The 19,171-nt window shown below is 75.2% G+C and carries 12 protein-coding genes; 10 read left to right on the top strand and 2 right to left on the bottom strand.

The genetic code is table 11. The features are described 5' to 3' along the window. Positions 1-19: 19 nt before the first annotated feature. Both FA014_RS05565 and FA014_RS05560 read right to left on the bottom strand, forming a co-directional pair. The gene (locus tag FA014_RS05565) at positions 20-1,117 is read right to left on the bottom strand and encodes an epoxide hydrolase family protein (RefSeq protein WP_154728714.1); all 1,098 of its coding nucleotides are present in this window, start codon (positions 1,115-1,117) and stop codon (positions 20-22) included. 134 nt (positions 1,118-1,251) lie between these two features. Beyond that, on the bottom strand, positions 1,252-2,877 hold the full coding sequence (locus FA014_RS05560; RefSeq protein ID WP_154728713.1) for a methyl-accepting chemotaxis protein: 1,626 nt from the start codon (positions 2,875-2,877) through the stop codon (positions 1,252-1,254). Between the two features lie 309 nt (positions 2,878-3,186). Between FA014_RS05560 and FA014_RS05555 the strand changes: the two genes are divergently transcribed. The 10 genes from FA014_RS05555 to ligD form a co-directional block, all read left to right on the top strand. Then, complete coding sequence (locus tag FA014_RS05555) at positions 3,187-5,790, top strand: response regulator transcription factor (RefSeq protein ID WP_154728712.1); 2,604 nt, start codon at positions 3,187-3,189, stop codon at positions 5,788-5,790. A gap of 195 nt (positions 5,791-5,985) precedes the next feature. Next, positions 5,986-8,988, top strand: a complete 3,003-nt coding sequence (locus FA014_RS05550; protein ID WP_154728711.1) for a hypothetical protein — start codon at positions 5,986-5,988, stop codon at positions 8,986-8,988. Beyond that, complete coding sequence (locus FA014_RS05545; protein ID WP_154728710.1) at positions 8,985-9,656, top strand: hypothetical protein; 672 nt, start codon at positions 8,985-8,987, stop codon at positions 9,654-9,656. The genes FA014_RS05550 and FA014_RS05545 overlap by 4 nt, the downstream gene beginning before the upstream one ends. Further along, positions 9,653-10,582 (top strand): hypothetical protein, encoded by a 930-nt coding sequence (locus FA014_RS05540; protein ID WP_154728709.1) that lies wholly within the window; start codon positions 9,653-9,655, stop codon positions 10,580-10,582. Before FA014_RS05545 ends, FA014_RS05540 begins: the two co-directional genes overlap by 4 nt. A gap of 89 nt (positions 10,583-10,671) precedes the next feature. Next, complete coding sequence (locus FA014_RS05535; protein WP_154728708.1) at positions 10,672-11,511, top strand: hypothetical protein; 840 nt, start codon at positions 10,672-10,674, stop codon at positions 11,509-11,511. A 79-nt stretch (positions 11,512-11,590) separates the two neighbouring features. Continuing rightward, positions 11,591-12,358 carry a signal peptidase I gene (locus FA014_RS05530; protein ID WP_154728707.1) on the top strand — a complete coding sequence of 256 codons (768 nt, stop codon included), beginning with the start codon at positions 11,591-11,593 and terminating at the stop codon, positions 12,356-12,358. Next, a complete protein-coding gene (locus FA014_RS05525; RefSeq protein ID WP_154728706.1) occupies positions 12,358-13,320 on the top strand; it encodes a hypothetical protein in 963 nt (320 codons plus the stop codon). The genes FA014_RS05530 and FA014_RS05525 overlap by 1 nt, the downstream gene beginning before the upstream one ends. Positions 13,321-13,343: 23 nt before the next feature. Further along, positions 13,344-15,917, top strand: a complete 2,574-nt coding sequence (locus tag FA014_RS05520; protein WP_154728705.1) for a helix-turn-helix transcriptional regulator — start codon at positions 13,344-13,346, stop codon at positions 15,915-15,917. Between the two features lie 49 nt (positions 15,918-15,966). Continuing rightward, entirely contained in the window at positions 15,967-17,544 is a 1,578-nt protein-coding gene (locus FA014_RS05515; protein WP_154728704.1) for a CYTH and CHAD domain-containing protein, read from the top strand. A 183-nt stretch (positions 17,545-17,727) separates the two neighbouring features. Then, on the top strand, positions 17,728-19,171 hold a 1,444-nt coding region (gene ligD / locus FA014_RS05510; protein ID WP_154728703.1), incomplete at its 3' end, for a non-homologous end-joining DNA ligase LigD.

The raw sequence follows: 19,171 nt of genomic DNA, 5'->3' as shown, positions 1-19,171 counted from the left end.
GCGGAGCCGGGTCCGCCCCTCAGTCCCGCCGGCGGAGCTCGACGGCGCGGCGCACCCCCCACAGGTAGTCGGCCGGGCGCTCCCACGCCGCGAAGTGCCCGCCGTGGGCGTGCTCGCGCCAGTCCGCGACGGTGAAGAACCGCTCGGCGAACCGGCGCGGGGCGTTGACGAGGTCGTGGGCGAAGACGGTGAGCACGGTGGGCGCAGCGATGCGGGGCCAGTCCTTGGCGCCGCCCGCGGCGTACGGGGTGAAGGACGTCCCGATCGTGCCGGTGAACCAGTACGCGCTGACCCACGTGAGGGCCTCGTCCCGCGTGAACGCGCGGAACAGGTCACCGTCCGAGTCCGTCCAGGCCACCAGCTTCTCGACGATCCACGCGGCCAGGCCCGCGGGGGAGTCGCCGAGCCCCACCGCGAGCGTGCCGGGCCGGGTGGACTGCTCGTGCATGTAGCCGCCCTGCTCCGCCTGCCAGCGGTGGCCGTACGCGACGTACGCCCGCTCCTCCTCGGTCAGGTCCTCGGGGAGGTCGACGAGGAAGTGGTACTGGGAGACGTCGGTCAGGTGCAGCGCGGTCACCGCCTCGGGGTGCCGGGCGGCGAGCGCCTCGGCGACGTCGCAGCCCACGTCGCCCGCCGAGACCACGTAGCGCCCGAACCCGAGCTCGCGCAGCGCCGCCGCCACGGCGTCGGCCATCGCGACGGCCGAGAGCCCGCCGCCGTCGACCGGTGCCGAGAACGGGAACCCCGGCAGGGCGGGGACGACCACCGTCACGTCCGTCAGCTCGGCGAGCACGCGGTCGAACCGCAGCACCGGGTCGGGCCAGCCGTGCAGCAGGACCGCGACCGGGGCGTCGGGTGCGGCGGCGCGGCGGACGATCGCGCGCACCGGGACCGCCGCCTCCTCGGTCTCGTACCAGGGCCGGGCGGCGATGCGGTCCTCCTGGGCTCGCCAGTCGAACCCGGTGCGCCAGTGCGCCAGGAGGTCGGCCAGCACGTCGGGGTCGACCCCGAGCGGCCGGTCCAGGGCGGGCGTCCGGACGGTGCGGGTCCGGGCCAGCCGGTCGGTCAGGTCGTGGAGCGCGTCCGGGGTGACCCGGACGAAGGCGTGCTCGCGCATGCGCGTCCCCTCGTCGGTCGTGGTGCCGTCCAGCGTGCCGTCACGACCCCACCTGGCACCAGGGTCCGACACGCCACCACCCCTCTCCCGCGCGCGCCGGCGGCCGGTCGCCCGGCCGCCGGCGCGCCACGCGGTCAGACGGTGAACCGACCCACCACGTCCTTGAGCCCCGCGGACATCCGGGCCAGCGACACGACCGCCTGCTGGGACTCGGACACCCCCTGCGTGGTCGTGCCGGCCGCCTCCGCCACCCCGGAGATGTTCGCGGCGATCTGGGTCGACCCCGTCGCGGCCTCGGAGACGCTGCGGTTCATCTCCGCGGTGGTGGACGTCTGCTGCTCGACCGCGCTGGAGATGGTCATCTGGTAGTCGTTGATCTGGGCGATGATCGCGCTGATCTCGTCGATCGCGGTCACGGCGCCGGCGGCGTCGCCCTGGATCGACTCGACGCGGCGCGCGATCTCGTCGGTCGCCCGGGCGGTCTCCTGCGCGAGCTCCTTGACCTCGCCGGCCACCACCGCGAACCCCTTGCCCGCCTCGCCCGCGCGGGCCGCCTCGATCGTGGCGTTGAGCGCCAGCAGGTTCGTCTGCTCCGCGATCGAGGTGATCAGCTTGACGACGTTGCCGATCTCCTTGCTGGACTCGCCCAGCCGGCCCATCGTGGTCGTGGTGCCGCCGACGGTGGCGACGGCGCGGTCCGCGACCTGGGCGGCCAGGGTGGCGTTGCGCGCGATCTCCTGGATGGAGGCCCCCATCTCCTCCGACCCGGCGGCGACCGTCTGGACGTTGCGGGACACCTGCTCGGCGGCGGCGGAGACCACGCCGGCCTGGGCCGAGGTCTCCTCGGCGGCCGCGGCGATCTGGCCGGTGGCCGCCGACATCTGCTCCGCCGCCGATGCGAGGGAGCCCGACGACGTGTCGATCGTGCCGATGACGTCGCGCAGGTCGGACACCGCGGCGTCGAGCGCGGCACCCATGGACCCGACCTCGTCCCGCGAGGCCAGTCCCGCGCGCACGGTCAGGTCGCCGCGCCGGAGCCCCTCCGCGACCGAGCGGACCCGGCCCAGGCCGCGGACGATCGACCGGGCGACGAGCGCGCCCACGCCGACGGCGAGCGCCGTCCCCAGCACGAGCAGGACGAGCACCTGCGTGCGGTTCGACTCGTAGCCGCGCTGCGCGGCGGCGGCAGCCGCGGCCGCGCCGTCCTCCTCGCCGGAGACGAGCTGCGTCATGCTGTCGCCCATCTGGTCGATGATCGACTGCGCCTCGCCGTCGCGGATCGACGTGTACAGCTCGGTGTCGTGCGCCCGGCTCGCCGGGAGCATCTTGTCGTCGCGCAGGGCGGTGTACGCGTCCAGCGCCGTGACGAAGGCGTCGAGCTCGGCGCGCGCGCCGGGGTCGAGGTCGAGTGCCTGGTACGCCGTGACCGCGTCCCGCACCTCGGCCTCAGCAGCCGCGATCTTCTGCTCGGCCGCGTCCTTGTCGGCCGGCTCCTCCGCGATCACGTGGTTCGCGAGCGCGAACCGCATCTCGACGGTGGCCCGCCGGGCCTTCGCGGCGTACTGGAGCCCCATGAAGTTGTCGCGGTACAGCGATCCCGCGGCGTCGTTCGTGCGTGCGAGCGCCGCGATGCCCATCACCCCGACGACGGCGCCGACCAGCGACGCCAGCAGCACGGCGGCCAGGATGCGGGTGCGGACCCCGCGGTCGCGGAACCACGAGCTCGTGGTGGTACGGCGGGTGGATGTGGTCGTGCTCATGTCGGCGCCTTGTCCTCGTGCGACGGGCGGAACTGCCCCCTGGGCCGGTCCGATCGGTCGCGCACGGCGCCGGGGGAGGGGTCGGAGGTCCCGGGTGAACGGCACGGGCCGCCGTACCTGCGGCGCCGCCGATCCGGTTCACCCGGACGGCGGGGCACCGCCCGCGGCGAGAGGTTCCGTGGGTATCCGGCCACCAATGCGCGCCGGACCCTACTCACTGACGTCGGAACGCCTACTCACGCCCTGGTGGCAGGGGTCTGCCGCCGCCACCGTGGACTCCACGAACCGATAACAGGGGGAGGAGATCGCGTGACGCAGCACGTCGTCCGGCAGGCCGGTGCCGACCTCGTCGCACCCTCGGTCTGGAAGCCCGCCACGGTGCCGCTGGTGGACACGCTCGACGCGGCCGCTGCTGCGGCCACGCGGTGGGTGCGCCTCGGACGGGACGTCGTGATCCGTGCCGACCGGGGTGCCGGGCGGACGACGTGCCTGCGCGCGGTGGCCTCCGCGGTCGGCACCCACGGCTACACCTCGGTCATCGTGGACCACCACCACCTCGACCCCGCCCGCGGCTGGGCGCCCGGCGGGCCGCGGGGCGGCCGCGCGCCGCAGGACGCGGCGCACCAGATCGTCGGGGACCTCGGGTCGCGCGGTGTGCTGCTGCTGGACGACCTGCACGACCTGACCGAGCCGGCGCTCGAGCTCCTGCGGTCGATCCTGACGCACTCCTCGGCCCGGCTCGTCGCGACGGCCTCGGGTGAGCTGGTGGCCGACGGTCGCCCTCCTGCCCTGGCCAAGATCCTGAGCGGGCGGGGCCCGGCCGAGGTCGAGCTCGCCCCGCTCGACTACGCGGCGCTCGCCCAGCTGGTCGCGGACCGGCTCGACGGGCCCGCCGACGCCACGGTCGTGTCCTCGGTGCTGGAGCTGTCCGCAGGCAACCTCACCACGGCGCTGGCCGTGGTGGACGCCGCGCGGTTCGCCCGGGTCGTCCGCAAGGAGCGCGGCACCTGGAGCCTCGTCGGGGACCTCGACGACCTGCCGATGAGCTCGGTCGCCCACCTCCTCGTCCCCGATCTGCAGGCGGACGCCCTCCAGGCCCTGCAGTGGCTGGCCCGGTACGGCCCGGTCCGCGCGGCCGAGGTTCCGGCCGAGGTGCCGGAGGCGGTGCTGGCCGAGCTGCTGGGCCGCCGGCACGTGGTGCGCCAGCACGTCGGTCCCGGCGCGGCGGGCGACCTGCTGGCGGTCTCGCCGCCCGCGCTGGCCCGCGCGCTGGACGGTCGGGGGACCGGGGCGGGCGCCCCCGGGGCGGGGGAGCACCCGCGCCCCGGGGGCGCGGCCGGGCGTCGCGTCGGCGACCCGGTCTCGGTCGCACCGCGGGCCGCCGACGCACGGTGGGCGGCGCAGGCGACCTCGTTCCTGCACGCCCACGCGCGGGAGGCCGAGGCCGCGTCCCGTGCGGCGTGGGAGGCCGACCCGTCGGTGCGCACGGCCCTGCCGTACCTCGTGCGGCTGCTGCGCCGGCCCGCGTGCCGGGAGGTGCGCCGGGTGTTCGACAGCACGCCCGTCGCGGCCGAGGCCGACCGGGGGCGCCTGGCGATGTTCCGGCTCCTGCGGCACCGCTGGTCGCTGTGGCAGCCCGCCGACGGGGCGGTGTCGGACGAGCCGGTGCCGGAGGGGTCCGACCTGAACGCGGAGATCACGGCCCTCGTCCGGGAGGCGGCGCGGGAGGACTGGCCGGACCGGCCCCTCCTCGACCGCCTGGAGTCCGTGGCCGGGGCGTGCGAGCAGCCCTGGTCGGGGGAGCTCCGGCTGCGAGCGGCGGGGAGCCTGGTGGCCGCCGGCCGGTACTCGGCCGCGGTGGCCCTGGCCGACGCCGCCGGGCCGGTCCCCGAGTGGATGCCCGCGGAGTACGACCACTACCTCGAGGGGGTGCGGACCACGGCGCTCCTGCTCTCCGGACGGGTCACCGAGGCGGTGGCCTCGGCCAGGTCCCGCCTCGAGGCCGCCTACGACGACCACGACCTGACGGGGATCCGCGTGCACGGCAAGACGCTGGCCCACGCGCTGGCGCTGGCCGGTCATCCCGCGCTGGCCTGGAACGTGGTCAACGCCGTGCTCCGGCTCGGTGCGCCCGGGCCGCTGGGCAACAGCTTCCACCGGCGCAGCCTGATGCTCGGCGCGGTGCTGTCCACCCGCCAGGGAGTCGTCGAGGTCGCGCAGCAGCTGCTGCACGAGCTGTCCCGGACGCCGGTCGGCTACCGGCCGGTGCTGGGCACCCGCGGCGTGCTGGCGCAGGCGGCGCTCCTGCGGGTGGAGGGGCGGGGGGCGGAGGCGGACGACCTGCTGTGGCGCGAGGGCGCACGCGAGGTGGCCGCGGGATGGACCTCGTCGGGCAGCGATTCCTGGGCGTTCCGCTCCTGCGTCCCGACCCCGGACGAGGCCGCGCAGATCAGCGCGCTGCGCGCGCGGGTCCCCGGGTCGGTGTACGACCCCCTGCTGGCGCTGCAGGTCGCGCTCGTCGACCCCCGGGTCGAGGAGCTGGAGAGCGCGATCAGGCGGGCACCGCTGCACATGGCGGTGGAGCTGGCCGCGACGGCGCTCACCACGCTGTCCGCGGCGCGGGTCTCCGTGGGTGACCGGCCCGTGGCGACCGACGAGCTCGTGGGCCTCGTGGGCCCGACGGTCGCCGGCTGGCTGAGGCAGGGGCCCGCGAGCTGGGGCGCGGTCGCGGAGCTGTCCAGGCGCGAGCTGGAGGTCGCCCGCCTCGTGGCGGCGGGGCGGACCAACCGCGACATCGCGGAGCAGCTCCACGTGAGCCGGCGGACGGTCGAGAACCACGTCTACCGGGCACTGCAGAAGCTCGGCCTGTCCAGCCGGCACGACCTGGGGCAGGCGCTCGTCGTGCCGCGCTGAGCGGAAGGACGAGCACTCCGTACCCACGGGCGGACTCCGCCTACTCATCTGGGGCGGCCCCGCCTGGGTGCAACCCCACAACCTGCGCCCGAGCGCTACTCACACTCCGTGCCCACTCCACTGAGCACGGTTCCCCTTCCCACCCTGTATCCGACGGACGGCACCAGTGCCGTTCCACGACCGGAGGTATTCGCTGTGTTCCCTCATCACGTCCGCACCGCCGCGCCGGCGGGCGCCCGGCACGCGGCCGGAGGCGCGCGCCGGGCGCAGCCGCAGGCGGTCCGCTTCGGCGCCGCCGCGCTCGCCATGCTCCTCGTCGTCGGCCTCGCCGTCGTCACGGCCCGGCCCGCCGCGGCCGCGGTGCACACGTTCGTCGTCGACTCCGTCGAGTTCGGGGGACCGGACGCGTCGCCCGGCGACGGGACCTGCGCCACGGCGGCCGGGACGTGCACGCTCCGGGCGGCGATCGAGGAGTCCAACGCGTTGAACGCAGGACCGGGGCAGGTGCTGATCACGGTCGCCGACGGCCTCGAGGGCAACATCGTGCCGAACGGGACGAACACGGCCGCCGCGAGCAACCGGCCCAACTGGATGTACCCCACCGCGACCGGCAGCGCGACCGGCCGGGTGTCCACGTTCGACGTCGGCGGTGCCTTCTACCGCATCACGGCACCCGTCACCATCGACCTGGACGACCGGCTGTCGATCAACGACGGGGCGTACGACACCTCCCAGGGAGCCGCGTTCTTCGTCAACGGCCCCGACGTCACGTTCCTGAACGTGTCGCAGATCTTCGGCTCCGGCTCGTCGTTCGTCATGGGGCCGAACGCGAACAACGTGGTCATCGACGGCGGTGAGACCCGGACCCGGGCGTCCAACGTCGCCGACCGCTTCCTGACGTTCACCAGCGGGTCGCGCAACATCACCCTGCGCAACTACACCGTGTCGGGCTTCTACCACCACCCCGCGGGCACGACGGCGAACGCGTCCCGCACGGGTCTGCTCTGGTTCGACTCGGCCGCGAACACCACGTTCACCAACTACACCATCGACAACGTCCTGTTCGACTACCCGACCTCGGGCGCGTGCACGGCGACCGACGGCCGGGGCTGCGCCACCTCGCTCATCGACTTCCGGTTCCGGAACGCCACGAACAACAGCATCCAGGTGACGGGCTTCACGTTCCGCAACTCGACCGTGCAGAACATGCCGGCCACGAAGAACGTCTTCGCCTTCCCCTTCGGCAACGGCGAGACGGCGGGCAACAACACGTCGATCACCTCCTACGCCGTCACGCTGCGCGACCTGTCGATCGTCGACAACCAGTTCCTGGACAACCGCCGCTTCAACGCCGGCGCCGCGACCAGCGACCCCACCAAGTACGGCGCGTTCATCGTCCTGCCCTACACCGCGATGCACGGGAACAACGTGATCGCCCGCAACGACTTCGTCCGTGCGCAGCCCGGCACCGTCAGCACCAGCAACACCGCGGGGCTGAACCCGTACGCGATCTACCTGCAGGGCAACACGTCCACCGCGAACAACACGACGCGGCGCAACCTCGCCATCACCGACAACTACTTCAACGGGTACGCCGGCCAGTCGACGATCCGGATGTACCAGTCCGGCCGGGTGACGGTCGCGCGGAACGTGTTCGGCACGGAGTCCAGCAGCACCGCCCGGGGCACGAACTCCGCGTCCGGGGAGGAGACCGGGACGGGCACGGTCCTGTACGCCAACGCGAGCAACTCCTCGAACCGCAAGCTCAACACCTGGTACCCGACCGCGGCCGCCGTCGTGCCGGGCAGCACCGCCGCCTGCGTGGCCGACGTGTCGGTCCGGGCGCTCACCGGCACCGCGAACCAGACGCCGAAGGTCCCGGTGCTGGTCGACCTCTACTGGACGAGGGACCGCACCGCGGAGGTCTACCTCGGCACGACGTCCTACGCGTCGCTGACGGACCAGACCATCCGGGTCGAGCTCCCGCTCGTCGGGGACGACCGCCTGCAGCGGATCGCGGACCAGACCGGGGGCAACGTCCCCGTGAACCCCGAGACGGGCGTCGCGCAGGGCTTCGTGCGGGTGCAGACGCACTCCGGCGCCGTCAGCGGTACCGGTGACGGCGACCTGGAGTCCTCGCAGTTCAGCCGCGTCGCGCCGCTCACCGGGACCTGTGCGCCGGCGCTGACGATCGAGCAGGCCGCCGGGCAGGCCGACCCGACCCTCGCCCGCGACCTGCACTTCGAGCTGACCGCCAGCACGGCCCTGGACCAGGCCACCGTCACCCCCGACGTGGTCGAGGTGACCGCGACGCCGACCGCGGAGACGCACGACGCCTCGCGGCTCAACCCCCAGGTCGTCTCGCTGACCGAGGTGGACGGCTCGGCCGGTACCCGGTTCGTGGCGGTCGTCCGGGTGGACGACTCCGCCACGGTCGAGGTCCGCGTGCCCGCCGAGGCGGTGGCGACGCCGGCCGGCATCCGGAACGTCGCGCCGTCGACGAGCCGGGACGGGCGGATCACCTACCGCAACCCGCTCATCGCCTCGCCGCCGACCTTCACCCTGGTCACCGGCGAGCCGAACGGCAAGGACTACACGCTCGGGCTCCGGCCCGGCGCCCCGGTCCCCGCCGGCGAGCTCCAGTTCACCGCCACGGTGGACGCCGCGGGGGCGTACCACGGGCTGCACCTGAGCACGTCGACCCTCACGATCGCGCCGGACGCCGACCGCAGCGCACCGGTGACCGTCACGGCGGCCGAGGGCGCGGTCTCCGCGAACACCCCGACCGCGATCCTGCACGCGATCAGCTCGCAGGACCCGAACTACGCAGACCTGGTCGTGCCCACCGTGGCGCCGATGCTGTTCGCGACCGACCCGACCATCCAGATCACGAAACGGGCGTTCGTGGACGTCGCGGACACCTCGACGCCCCAGCGGATCGTCGCCACCGGCACCGAGGCGCTCGCCGACGGCCGGCTGACCGACCGGCAGGCGGTCTGCTTCGTCTACACCGTCACGAACACCTCGTCGGACGACTGGGCCACGGTGCTGACCGACGTGACGGTGAGCGACTCGGACACCAGGCTCGGTACCGACGGCGTGATCGGCGTGGTCCCGGTGCTCGGCATCGGCGACAGCGTGCAGCTCGCAGCGTGCACCTCGCTGCTCCCGGTGGACACGACGGTGGCGTCGCAGTGACCGCCGTGGACGGCCGGGCGCGCACCCGGAGACGCACGCCCCCCGGGCGGCGGGTGGCCCTCGGCGCGGCCGGGGCGGCAGCGGGCCTGCTGCTGGCGACCTTCGCCCACGCCCTGTGGTCGGCGGACGACACCTTCAGCGGCGGCCTGCTCACCGCGGGCGACCTGAACATGTCCACCGGGCAGGCGTCGTGGGCGCAGATCACGCCCGGCGTGGTGGAGCCGGTCTCCGGGGTGCTGGAGGGCACGCCGACCGACTTCTTCGCGATGCCGGGCGACGTCATCCAGATCGTGCAGCCCGTCAGCACCACCCTGCGCGGGCAGAACCTCGAGGCGGGCTTCACCGTCCTGCTCACGGACGCGACGGAGGCGGAGGACCTCCGCCTCGCGTTCCACGTCGAGGACGCGGACGGCAACCACGTCGCGCCGACGTCGGGCACAGCCCGCTTCGGCGAGGTGGTGGCGATCCCCGACCTGACGGTGGGCGACGCGGGTCGGGTCGACGACTGGCGGGTCGTGATCCGGATCGACGTGCTCGGCGACTACCGCTGGACGACCGGTGACGTGACGGTCTCGCCGCTGGAGTGGGCGGTGAGCTCGATCGTCGTCCGGCTCGAGCAGGTCCGTGCGGGCTCCGGCTCCGCCGGCACCGGGGGAGGGGCGGCATGAGGCGCCGGAACCAGCTCCGCCTCACCGCCGGCGTCGCAGCCGCGGCCTCGTTCCTCCTGGCCACGGGCGCCCAGGCTCTCTGGTCCGCGCAGCGTTCCGCGGAGCTGGCGTCCTACCAGGCGGGTGCGGTCGCGTTCGGGGTGGACGTCGGGGGCGATCCCGTCACCCGGGACGACTCCGTGGACGGCGCACCGGTCACCGTGACGGTGCCCGGTTCGGAGATCATCAAGGTGCTGGACCAGTCGGGTCTGGAGCCGGAGCCGCTGTTCTGGCGGTTCCGGGCGTCCGGTGCCGCGCTGGGCATCGCCGGGATGACCCACCAGGTCACGACGGCCAGCCAGGTGTGGAGCGACGGCAGCACCCACGACGTCTCGTCCGGGTTCGCCCGGGAGAACACCGTGCTCGCGGGCTCGACGGTCACGATCTACCCCGCCGACGCCCGACGGGGCTGCTCCGCGGTGCCCCCCACCCCGGCCGCCGGGGAGGGCCAGCCCAACGTCCACCTCCACCCGGATCCCGTCGTCCTGCAGGAGCCGGGGACCAACCTGAAGGGTCTGGAGGTCGAGCAGGAGTGGTGCGTCGCCCTGCGGTGGAACCACGACCCGGACGGTCGGTACGTCAACGACGTCCAGGTCACGGCCACGGCTGAGGACGGCACCGACAAGGGAGCGATGGCGCAGTGGCGTTCAGCCGTCGCCTTCCCGCCCGCGCTGAACCCGCTCGGCAGCTACGTGAACCGCGGCTCGGTCGCGGGCACCGGCGAGGACCTGAGCGTCTCGCGCGACCACGACGAGTGGCACTCGGTGGTGTACCCGGACCCGTCGGGCGAACCCGCCCTGGTCCTGCGGGTGCAGCCGGTCGTGACCAACGCCAACCCCGAGGTCCAGGACAGCAGCGTCCCCGGGGCCACCCCGGACCCGTCCTGAACCCCCCCACAGACGACCGACGACGGCGAACCCCGCCGAGCGCCGGTGCTAGCGCCCCAACCGGGGCACCACCTGAAGAGGAGAGCAAGATGAGTACCAGCACCCCCGCCCCGGTCATCGTGGTGACCGAGGAGAAGAAGCGTCGCAAGGGCCTGATCTGGGTCGCCGGTGGTGCGGCCCTGCTGCTGGGCGGGTCGACGTTCGCGCTGTGGTCGGCCGGCGACTCCTTCGCCGGCGGCACGATCACCGCTGGTGACCTGAACCTGGTCAAGGCCGAGGACACGACCTTCTGGGACGCGTCCTCGGACCGGCTGGACGCCACGGAGAAGATCACCGGCACGGACGGCTCCCAGCTGGCGCACCCGCTGGACCCGGACGACGCCTCGACCTGGCGCATCGTGCCGGGTGACAAGGTGGCCGCGGCGTTCTCCGCGGACGTCACCCTGGAGGGCGACAACCTGGTCGCGCTGCTGTCCGTCGACGGCCTCGAGGACCTCGACAGCGGCATCACCGGCATGTCGTACAGCTACGAGGTCTACCAGGACGGCGAGCTCGTGGTCAGCGAGACCACGCTGCCCACCGTCGAGGGCGCGCCGCTGTTGTACCTGTCCGCCCCCGGGACGGGCCAGGACGCCGGCAAGGAGGACGCCAACCAGACCGGGCCGGTCGCCGGAGGCGACGCGGCGACCGCCGTCTACGGCATGACGGAGAACACCGAGGACTTCACCGTGGTGATCTACGGGATGTTCTTCGTCGACGGCAACGGCAACTTCCAGTACGACAACGAGGTGCTCGACAAGACGGTGACCGACCGGACCGACGTCACGCTGGCCGACACGCTGGCCGAGCTGACCCTGTCGCTCGAGCAGGTCCGCGACACCGGCGACCAGTTCGTGAGCCCCACGGCCCCGGCCGGTCCCGAGGCCTGATCGACCCCGGGGGCGGTGCGGGGAGCCCGCACCGCCCCCACCCCACGGCACCCCACCCCACGGCACGGCGAGGAGGACCATGCGAGACCGGCGGATCCGCGGCGTCGTGCGGCGCCCGTGGTACGACTCGCCCTGGCGCATCGCCGGGCGGGTCGTCTCCAGCACGCTCACCGTCGTGGTGCTCGGCCTGGTGGTCGCCCTGGTCGTGGTGCCCCGCCTGACCGGCGGCGCCTCGCTCACGGTGCTGACCGGGTCGATGGAACCCACCTTCCGGCCGGGCGACCTGGTCGTCGTCCGGGGGGTGAGCGAGGACGAGGTCTGCACGCAGGTCCCGGTCGGGACCGTGGTCACGTTCCAGGCCGAGCCCGGGGATCCCGCGCTGATCACGCACCGGGTCGTCGGGAAGACCATCGGCACGTTCGACGACGGGACCAGCTGCCGCCTCGTCACCCAGGGTGACAACAACTCCGCCACCGACGACCCGGTCTCACCCGCGCAGGTCCGGGGCGTCTTCATGTACGGCCTCCCGAAGGCCGGCTGGGTCCGGCAGTGGGTGACCGAGCACGTGCAGGTCGTCGGCCTCCTGGCGGCGGCGGCCGTGGCGGTGTACCTGCTGTGGCCCGGCTCGCGGCGGTCGACCACCCGCGTGCTGTCGGTGCCGCCCTCGGGGGTCCCCGCCACCGGGCTCCCCGCTGCGCCCGCCGCGCCCGTCCCGGACGACCGGGAGCGGGGCCTGCGCGAGCGCGAGCTGGACCTGCGGGAGCGTGAGATCGCGCTCCGTGAGCGTGAGCTCGTCCTGCGCGCCGGCGAACCCGAACCTTCCACCTCCGTCACGAGCGAGGCCTGATGTCCACCCGCCCCCCGACCGTCCAGCGCCCGGACGGCGCCGCTGCTCAGGTCGTCGAGCTGCCGACCGGTGACGGCCTGTCACCCCGGGGCCGCCGTCTGGCCCTGGTGCTCACGCTCGTGATCGTCCTGGTGGGCCTCGCGGTCCTGTCCGCGACCGCCGGGCCCCAGCTCACCGGCGTCTCGCCCAGCGCCGGGACCGGTCCCTCGGCCTCCCCGGTGACCGGCCCGGGCACGCACCCCGCCTCGCCCGCCGGTGAGGTCCACGACGGCGCGATCCAGGCCGAGTGGGACGGCCCGGTCGTCCACCTCGACTGGCGTGGTCGCACCTACGCGTCGGCGGCGGCGAGCTTCGTCGGCGACCGCGTGGCGTCCCCCGGTGACCGGGTGCAGCGCACCCTCCGGATCGCCAACGCCGGGCCGTCCGACGCGGTGATGAGCGTCGCGCTCGTGGCGCAGCGCACCGGTGACGGCGAGGGGCCGGGGGAGGACCTCGGCGAGGTCGTCGACCTCTTCTGGGACGCGGCGGGCGTGGTCGGGCGGGAGCGGTTCGCCGCCCTGGTCGCCACCGGCGACCACGGGCGGGTGGTCTCCGAGGTCGCCGTGCCGCACGGGGCCACGGTGCCGGTCACGGTCGGCTTCACGATGCCGGCGCACGTGTCGACCCACCAGGGATCCGTGACCTCGGACGTCCTCGAGTTCCAGCTCGTCGTCCGGCTGCAGGGCGACACCGCGGCGGCGCCGCAGGTCCCCGGGCTGGCGCTCACCGGCGCGCAGGTGGCCGTCCTGGTCGCCGTCGCGCTCGCCCTGGCGGCCCTCGGGGGTCTGCTGTGGCTGCTGGCGCGGCGGCGCCGGCGCGAGGACTGCGACGCGGAGGTCGTGGACGGCGCCGGCTGCGCCCGCTGCGGTCCGGGCGCGGACGGCGCCCCGCTCGGCCACGGCCCGGACGACGCCCGGCCCTGACCGCTGCGGCGTACGCTCACGCCATGGCCGAAGGGACCTTCGTCCAGGTCGAGCTCGCCGACCGGGTGCTCGCGCACCTGGGGAGCGGCACCAGCGTCAACGTGGTCGGGATGCGGACCTCGGGGCGGACGGCGCTGCTCCGGCACGTCGTCGAGCAGCTGGACGCCCAGGGGCTCGGGACCGTGCGCATCACCGGGGTCGGGCCGCTCCAGGACCGTGCGCTCGGGACGCTGGCCGTCAACGGGATCCACATCCCGACCTCGGCCCTCGGTCCGGCTGCCTTCGCCGGTGCGGTGAGTGCGCTGGAGCGCGAGGTCGCGACGCGCCCGTCGGTCCTCGTCGTCGACGACGCGGACGACGTCGACGTCGCGACCACCGGGGTGATCGTGGTGGTGCGCAGCCGGGTGCGGGTCCCCGTGCTGGCGGTCAGCCGGCTGCCCGGCGGCCAGAGCCCGCAGCGCCGCCCGCTGGCGGAGGAGCTGCACCCGGCCGTCCGGCTCGTCATGCCCCCGCTCGACTACGGATCGGTGCTGCGGCTGGTGCACGACCTCCTCCCCGGGCCGGTGGACCGCTCGACCGTCGCCCGGATCGCCACGGCCTCCGGCGGCCTCCCCGGTCTCGTCACGGCTCTGATCGAGGTCGGCACGCGCACCGGCCGGCTGACCAGCACGGCCGACGGCTGGCGATGGCACGGTGCGCTGTGGGACCCGTCACTGGTCCAGGCGGTCGAGCCGTTGATCGCGCACCTCGACGCCGAGGCGCTCGTCGTGCTCACGATGATCGCCCTGAGCGGGATGATCGGGCTGCGCCGTGCGGCGCGGCTGACGTCCTGGGACGCGCTCGCCGTGCTCGAGGCCGGCGGGCTGATCCAGGTGGTCACGGTCGCCCGAGAGCCGGTCGCCGTGGTGTTCCCGCCCCTGCTCGCCCGGTTCCTGGCCCACGAGCGCTCGGCGGTCCGGACGGCGCAGGTGCAGGACCGCATCGTGTCGGGGAGCAGGGCAGCGCGCTCCGCCGACGGCCGACCGGCGTCGGACGCGTCTCGGGGGGACCAGGGGGGTGTGCTGCTGCCGCTCCTGGACCGGAGGTTCGCCGAGCACTGGCTCGCCGAGCTGGAGGACTGCCGGCGTGAGTGGACGGCGAACCCGGTGCCGTCGACAGCGGTGCCGTTGATGACGGCGCTGTACGCGGCGGGGGCGCCGGTGGGCGAGGTCGACCGGGTGGTGCGGGACACGACGCCGTCCCCGGACGACCCGCGCGGAGCCGTGGTGCTCCGCGCCACGTACGCGATCGACGTCGGGGTCCGGCGGCACGATCCGGACGCCGCGCTCGCCCGGTTGGCGGCGTCACCACCGCCGCCCGGGTACGCCGGCATGGACCGGGCGGTGAGCGCCCACCTGGCGATGGTCGGGCGTCGGCTGCCCGACGCCGGGCCGCTGGTGCCGAGCGGGGACGACGCGCCGCTCGCGGTCGAGGCGCTGCGTGCGGTGCGGATCTCGGTCCACCTCGCGGCTGGTCGCGTGCCGGCGGCGGCGCGCGAGGCGGCGGACTTCGTGCCGTCGACGGCGATGCTCGCGCTGAACCTCGCGTTCGGCCGCGGGTACGGGTTGGTCGTCGGCGCCGAGCTGTCGGCAGGCGTCGAGCGAGCGCTCGCCGACCTCGAGGCCGCGCACGAGCAGCTCGACGCCGGCGGGGTGCGGGTGCACGCCTACGTCGCCGCCTTCGGTCTGCTCACGGCGGGCCGCCTCGCGGAGGCGGAGGGGCTGCTCTCGCAGGTGCTCGCGCTCTCCAGCCACGAGGGTCTCGTGGCGCACTGCCACGACGCGAGCCTCGTGCTCGCCGCCGTGACCGCGTCGCTCCAGGGCCGGGAGGAGCGCGCGGCGGCGCTGGCCGCGCAGGCGGGCGCGCTCGGCGCACCCCGGGGCCCGTTCCCGTGGATGTGGCCCGACGCGGCCGGCTCGCTCCTGGGTACCGGTCGGGCGGACGAGCTGTGGGCCCTCGCCGAGGAGCGCTCCGCGGCGGGGTTCGGGGTCGCCGCGGTGGTCGCCGCGGTCGAGGCGATGGAGCGCGCCCCGGACGCAGCACGCGCGCGGGCGCTGCTCCGTTCTGCCCCCCTCGAGTGCGCGTTGGTCGAGTCGCTGAGCCACCTGCTCCGCGCGCTCGGGCAGCAGGACCCCGACGCGCTGGCGGACGCCGGCGCGCTCCTGGGTGCGCAGGGGCTGCACCTGTACGCCACGCGCGCGGCGGTCGCCCGGGCGCTCGCCCTGCGAGCCGGCGGGGACCTGCCCGCCGCGGCGGAGCAGGCGCAGCAGGCGTGGGTCGAGGCCGAGCGCCACGGCGGCGCTGCGGGCGGCCTGTTCAGGCCCCTGGTCCGGGCGGTGGACCTCAGCCTCCGCGAGCAGGAGGTCATCCGCCGGATCGGTGAGGGGCTGCCCAGCTCGGCGGTGGCCGCCGCGCTCGGCCTGAGCGTGCGGACTGTGGACAACCACATCCAGAACGGCCTGCGGAAGGTCGGGGTGCGCACGCGCGCGGAGGTCGTCGCGGCGGTGGACACCTGGGCCGCCCCGGCGGGAAGCGGGCCGCCGGGCGCGTTCGCCTGATCGGCTCACCGGGTCGCTCCCGCGAGCGTCCCGGGATACAACGGACCGCATGGCCGACGTGCATCGCGAGATCGAGCGGAAGTACGCCACCGGCCCGGACGTCGAGCTCCCGGCGCTGACCGAGCTCCTGGCCGGGGCGGACGGTCTGCCCGACGGCGGCACCCCCGTCACGGCGAGCGACGACGCCGTCGAGCTCGTGGCGACGTACTTCGACACCGCCGACCTGCGGCTGGCCGCGGCGGGGCTCACCCTGCGCCGCCGGGCCGGCGGCGCGGACGCCGGGTGGCACCTCAAGGTCCCGGCCGGCCCGGACGAGCGCTCCGAGGTGCGGCTGCCGCCCGGCCGGGCCGTGCGCACGGTGCCCGCGCCGCTGCGTGCCCTGGTGCACGCCGCGACGCTCGGGTCGACGCTGCGCCCGGTCGCCGAGGTGCGGACCTCGCGCGCGGTGCACCGGATCGTGGACGCGACCGGCCGGGTGCTGCTCGAGCTCGTCGACGACCGGGTGACGGCGCGGCGGGTCCGGCCGTCGGGGTCGACGGGCGACGTCGTGGGGGCGCCCGAGGAGTGGCGCGAGCTGGAGGTCGAGCTGGTCGAGGGGACCGGCGACCTGCTCGACGTCGTCGAGGAGCGGCTGGGGGCGCTCGGGATCCGGCCGGCCGCGGAGCGGTCGAAGCTCGACCGGGTGCTCGGACCGGCGGACGAGCGCGCGCCGGGGCGCCCGCGGCTGACGTCGAGGTCGCCGGCGGGCGAGGTCGTCGTCGGCTACGCGTCCGACCAGCTCGACCGGCTCCGGGAGCAGGACCTGCGGGTCCGGCTCGGCGCCCCGGGCGGCGTGCACCAGATGCGGGTCGCCGCGCGGCGGGTGCGCACCGCGCTGCGCACGTTCGGGCGGCTGTTCGAGCCCGGCACGGTGCGGCCGCTGCGGGACGAGCTCGGCTGGCTGGCGGACGTGCTCGGCCGGGCGCGGGACGCGGAGGTGCTGCGCGAGCGGGTGCGGTCCGCCGTCGAGGGCCCCGGGGTCGAGGAGGCGGTCGGCGCGGGGACGCACGCGGCGGCGGTGGCCGCGGACGCCGAGCTCGGCCGGGCGGCGCAGGACGCGCTCGACGCGCTGCTCGGCGAGCTCGACGGCGACCGGTACCGGCGGCTGCTGCGGGACCTGGCCGCGTTCGTCGCCGAGCCGCGGTACTCCGCCGAGGGCCGCCGCCGCGCCCGGCGGGTGCTGCCCGGGCAGGTCGCCCGCCGGGACCGGAAGGTGCACCGCCGGCTGCGCCGCGCGCGCGGGGTGCCGGAGGGTCGCCGCCGGGACGACGCGCTGCACGACGCCCGCAAGGCCGCGAAGGCCGCCCGGTACGCGGGCGAGTCGGTCGCCGGGGTGCTGGGCGCGGACGCGGCCCGGTACGCGCGTCGGATGGAGGACCTGCAGGAGGTCCTCGGCGAGCACCACGACTCCGTCGTGGCCCGGGCGCGGCTGCGGGAGCTCGCCCGGCACGCGCCGAGCACCGAGGTGGCGTTCCTGTACGGCCGGCTGCACGCCCTGGAGGAGGCGCGCGGCCGGGAGACGGAGCACGCCGCGGGGGCGGCGGCCCGGGCGGCGGGGAAGAAGAAGCTCCGCCGCTGGCTCGGCTGAGGGGCGGCGGGCGTCGACGGCCTTCGCGGCCGGCTGAGCGCGCGCGCCGCGCCCGGTTCCGCCAGGCTGGCCCGGAGCGGACGAGCTGAGGAAGGGGTGGTCGGCGTGCCGGAGCGGCGGCGCCGCGCGACGTCGGCGGGCCAGGGTGCCGCGCCCGCTCGCGGGCTCGAGACGTACCGGTCGATGCGCGACTTCGACCGCACCGCGGAGCCCGCGGGGGCCGCGGCACCCGCCCCGACCGCGCCGGGTGCGCCCCGGCGGTTCGTGGTGCAGCGGCACCGCGCCCGGCGGCTGCACTACGACGTGCGGTTCGAGGTCGACGGCGTCCTGGTGTCCTGGGCGGTGCCGCGCGGTCCGACCCTCGACCCCGACGCGCGGCGGATGGCCGTGCACGTCGAGGACCACCCGCTGGAGTACGAGGACTTCGAGGGGGTGATCCCGGCGGGTGAGTACGGCGGCGGCGACGTCATCGTCTGGGACCGCGGCACCTGGGAGCCGCACGGCACGGACGACCCGGCGGCGACGATCGCCGCCGGTGAGCTGCACGCCGACGTGCACGGCGAGAAGCTGCGCGGCCGCCTGGTGCTGGTGCGTCGCGGTGAGCCGGGGGCGGACGGCAAGGAGCAGTGGATCCTGGTGCACAAGCACGACGAGCACGCCGTGAAGGGCTGGGACGCCGAGGACCACCCGCGGTCGGTGCTGAGCGGCCGGACCAACGACGAGGTGAAGGCCGACCCCGACCGGCTGTGGCGCTCCGACCTGCCCGCGGCGCAGGCGTCCGTCGATCTGCGCGCGCCGGAGGTGGACCCGCCGTCCGACGACGAGCTGGCCGCGCTCGACGAGCTCGGGCCGGACGGCGGGACGTGGGACGTCCACGGCCGGCGGCTGAAGGTGACGAACCTCGACAAGGTGCTGTTCCCGGCGCGCGACGGCGAGGAACCGGTGACGAAGCGCGAGCTGCTCCGGTACGCCGCGCGGGTCGCGCCGGTCGTCCTGCCGTACCTGCGCGGCCGCGCGCTCAACATGCACCGGTTCCCGCAGGGCGCCGGGACGGCCGGGTTCTGGCACAAGGAGCTGCCGACGCACGCGCCGGACTGGCTGCCCCGCTGGGACAACCCCGAGGCCGACGAGGACGACAGCCGCACCTACCTCGTCGTCGACGAGCCGGCCGCGCTGATCTGGGCGGCGAACTTCGGGGCGCTGGAGTGGCACGCCTGGACCTCCCGCACCGACGCGCCCCGGAGCCCGACGTACGCGCTGGTCGACCTCGACCCCGGGCCGTCGACGGCGTGGGACGACGTGCTGCTGCTGGCCCGGCTGCACCGGGACGCGTTCGAGCACCTGGGCGTGCGCGCCGTGCCCAAGGTGACCGGGCAGCGCGGCATCCAGATCTGGATCCCGATCGCGACCGGACCGTCGTTCGACGACACCCGCGCGTGGGTCGAGCGGGTGTCCCGCACCGTCGGCGCGGTGGTGCCCGACCTCGTGAGCTGGAAGTGGGAGGTCAAGGCCCGCGGCGGGCAGGCCCGGCTGGACTACACGCAGAACGCGATCAACAAGACCCTGGTCGCGCCGTACAGCCCCCGGGCCCGGGCCGGGGCGCCGGTGTCGGCGCCGATCACCTGGG

The organism is Cellulomonas hominis, assembly GCF_005239125.1.
GTDB lineage: Bacteria > Actinomycetota > Actinomycetes > Actinomycetales > Cellulomonadaceae > Cellulomonas > Cellulomonas hominis_A.
This window is presented reverse-complemented; position numbering and strand designations above follow the sequence as displayed.

Bases quoted from the DNA above. Each gene is read 5' to 3' on its own strand.
- FA014_RS05515 (WP_154728704.1), top strand. From the start codon at position 15,967: ATGGCCGACGTGCATCGCGAGATCGAGCGGAAGTACGCCACCGGCCCG.
- FA014_RS05520 (WP_154728705.1), top strand. From the start codon at position 13,344: ATGGCCGAAGGGACCTTCGTCCAGGTCGAGCTCGCCGACCGGGTGCTC.
- FA014_RS05530 (WP_154728707.1), top strand. From the start codon at position 11,591: ATGCGAGACCGGCGGATCCGCGGCGTCGTGCGGCGCCCGTGGTACGAC.
- FA014_RS05560 (WP_154728713.1), bottom strand. From the start codon at position 2,877: ATGAGCACGACCACATCCACCCGCCGTACCACCACGAGCTCGTGGTTC.
- FA014_RS05535 (WP_154728708.1), top strand. From the start codon at position 10,672: ATGAGTACCAGCACCCCCGCCCCGGTCATCGTGGTGACCGAGGAGAAG.
- FA014_RS05540 (WP_154728709.1), top strand. From the start codon at position 9,653: ATGAGGCGCCGGAACCAGCTCCGCCTCACCGCCGGCGTCGCAGCCGCG.
- FA014_RS05565 (WP_154728714.1), bottom strand. From the start codon at position 1,117: ATGCGCGAGCACGCCTTCGTCCGGGTCACCCCGGACGCGCTCCACGAC.
- FA014_RS05525 (WP_154728706.1), top strand. From the start codon at position 12,358: ATGTCCACCCGCCCCCCGACCGTCCAGCGCCCGGACGGCGCCGCTGCT.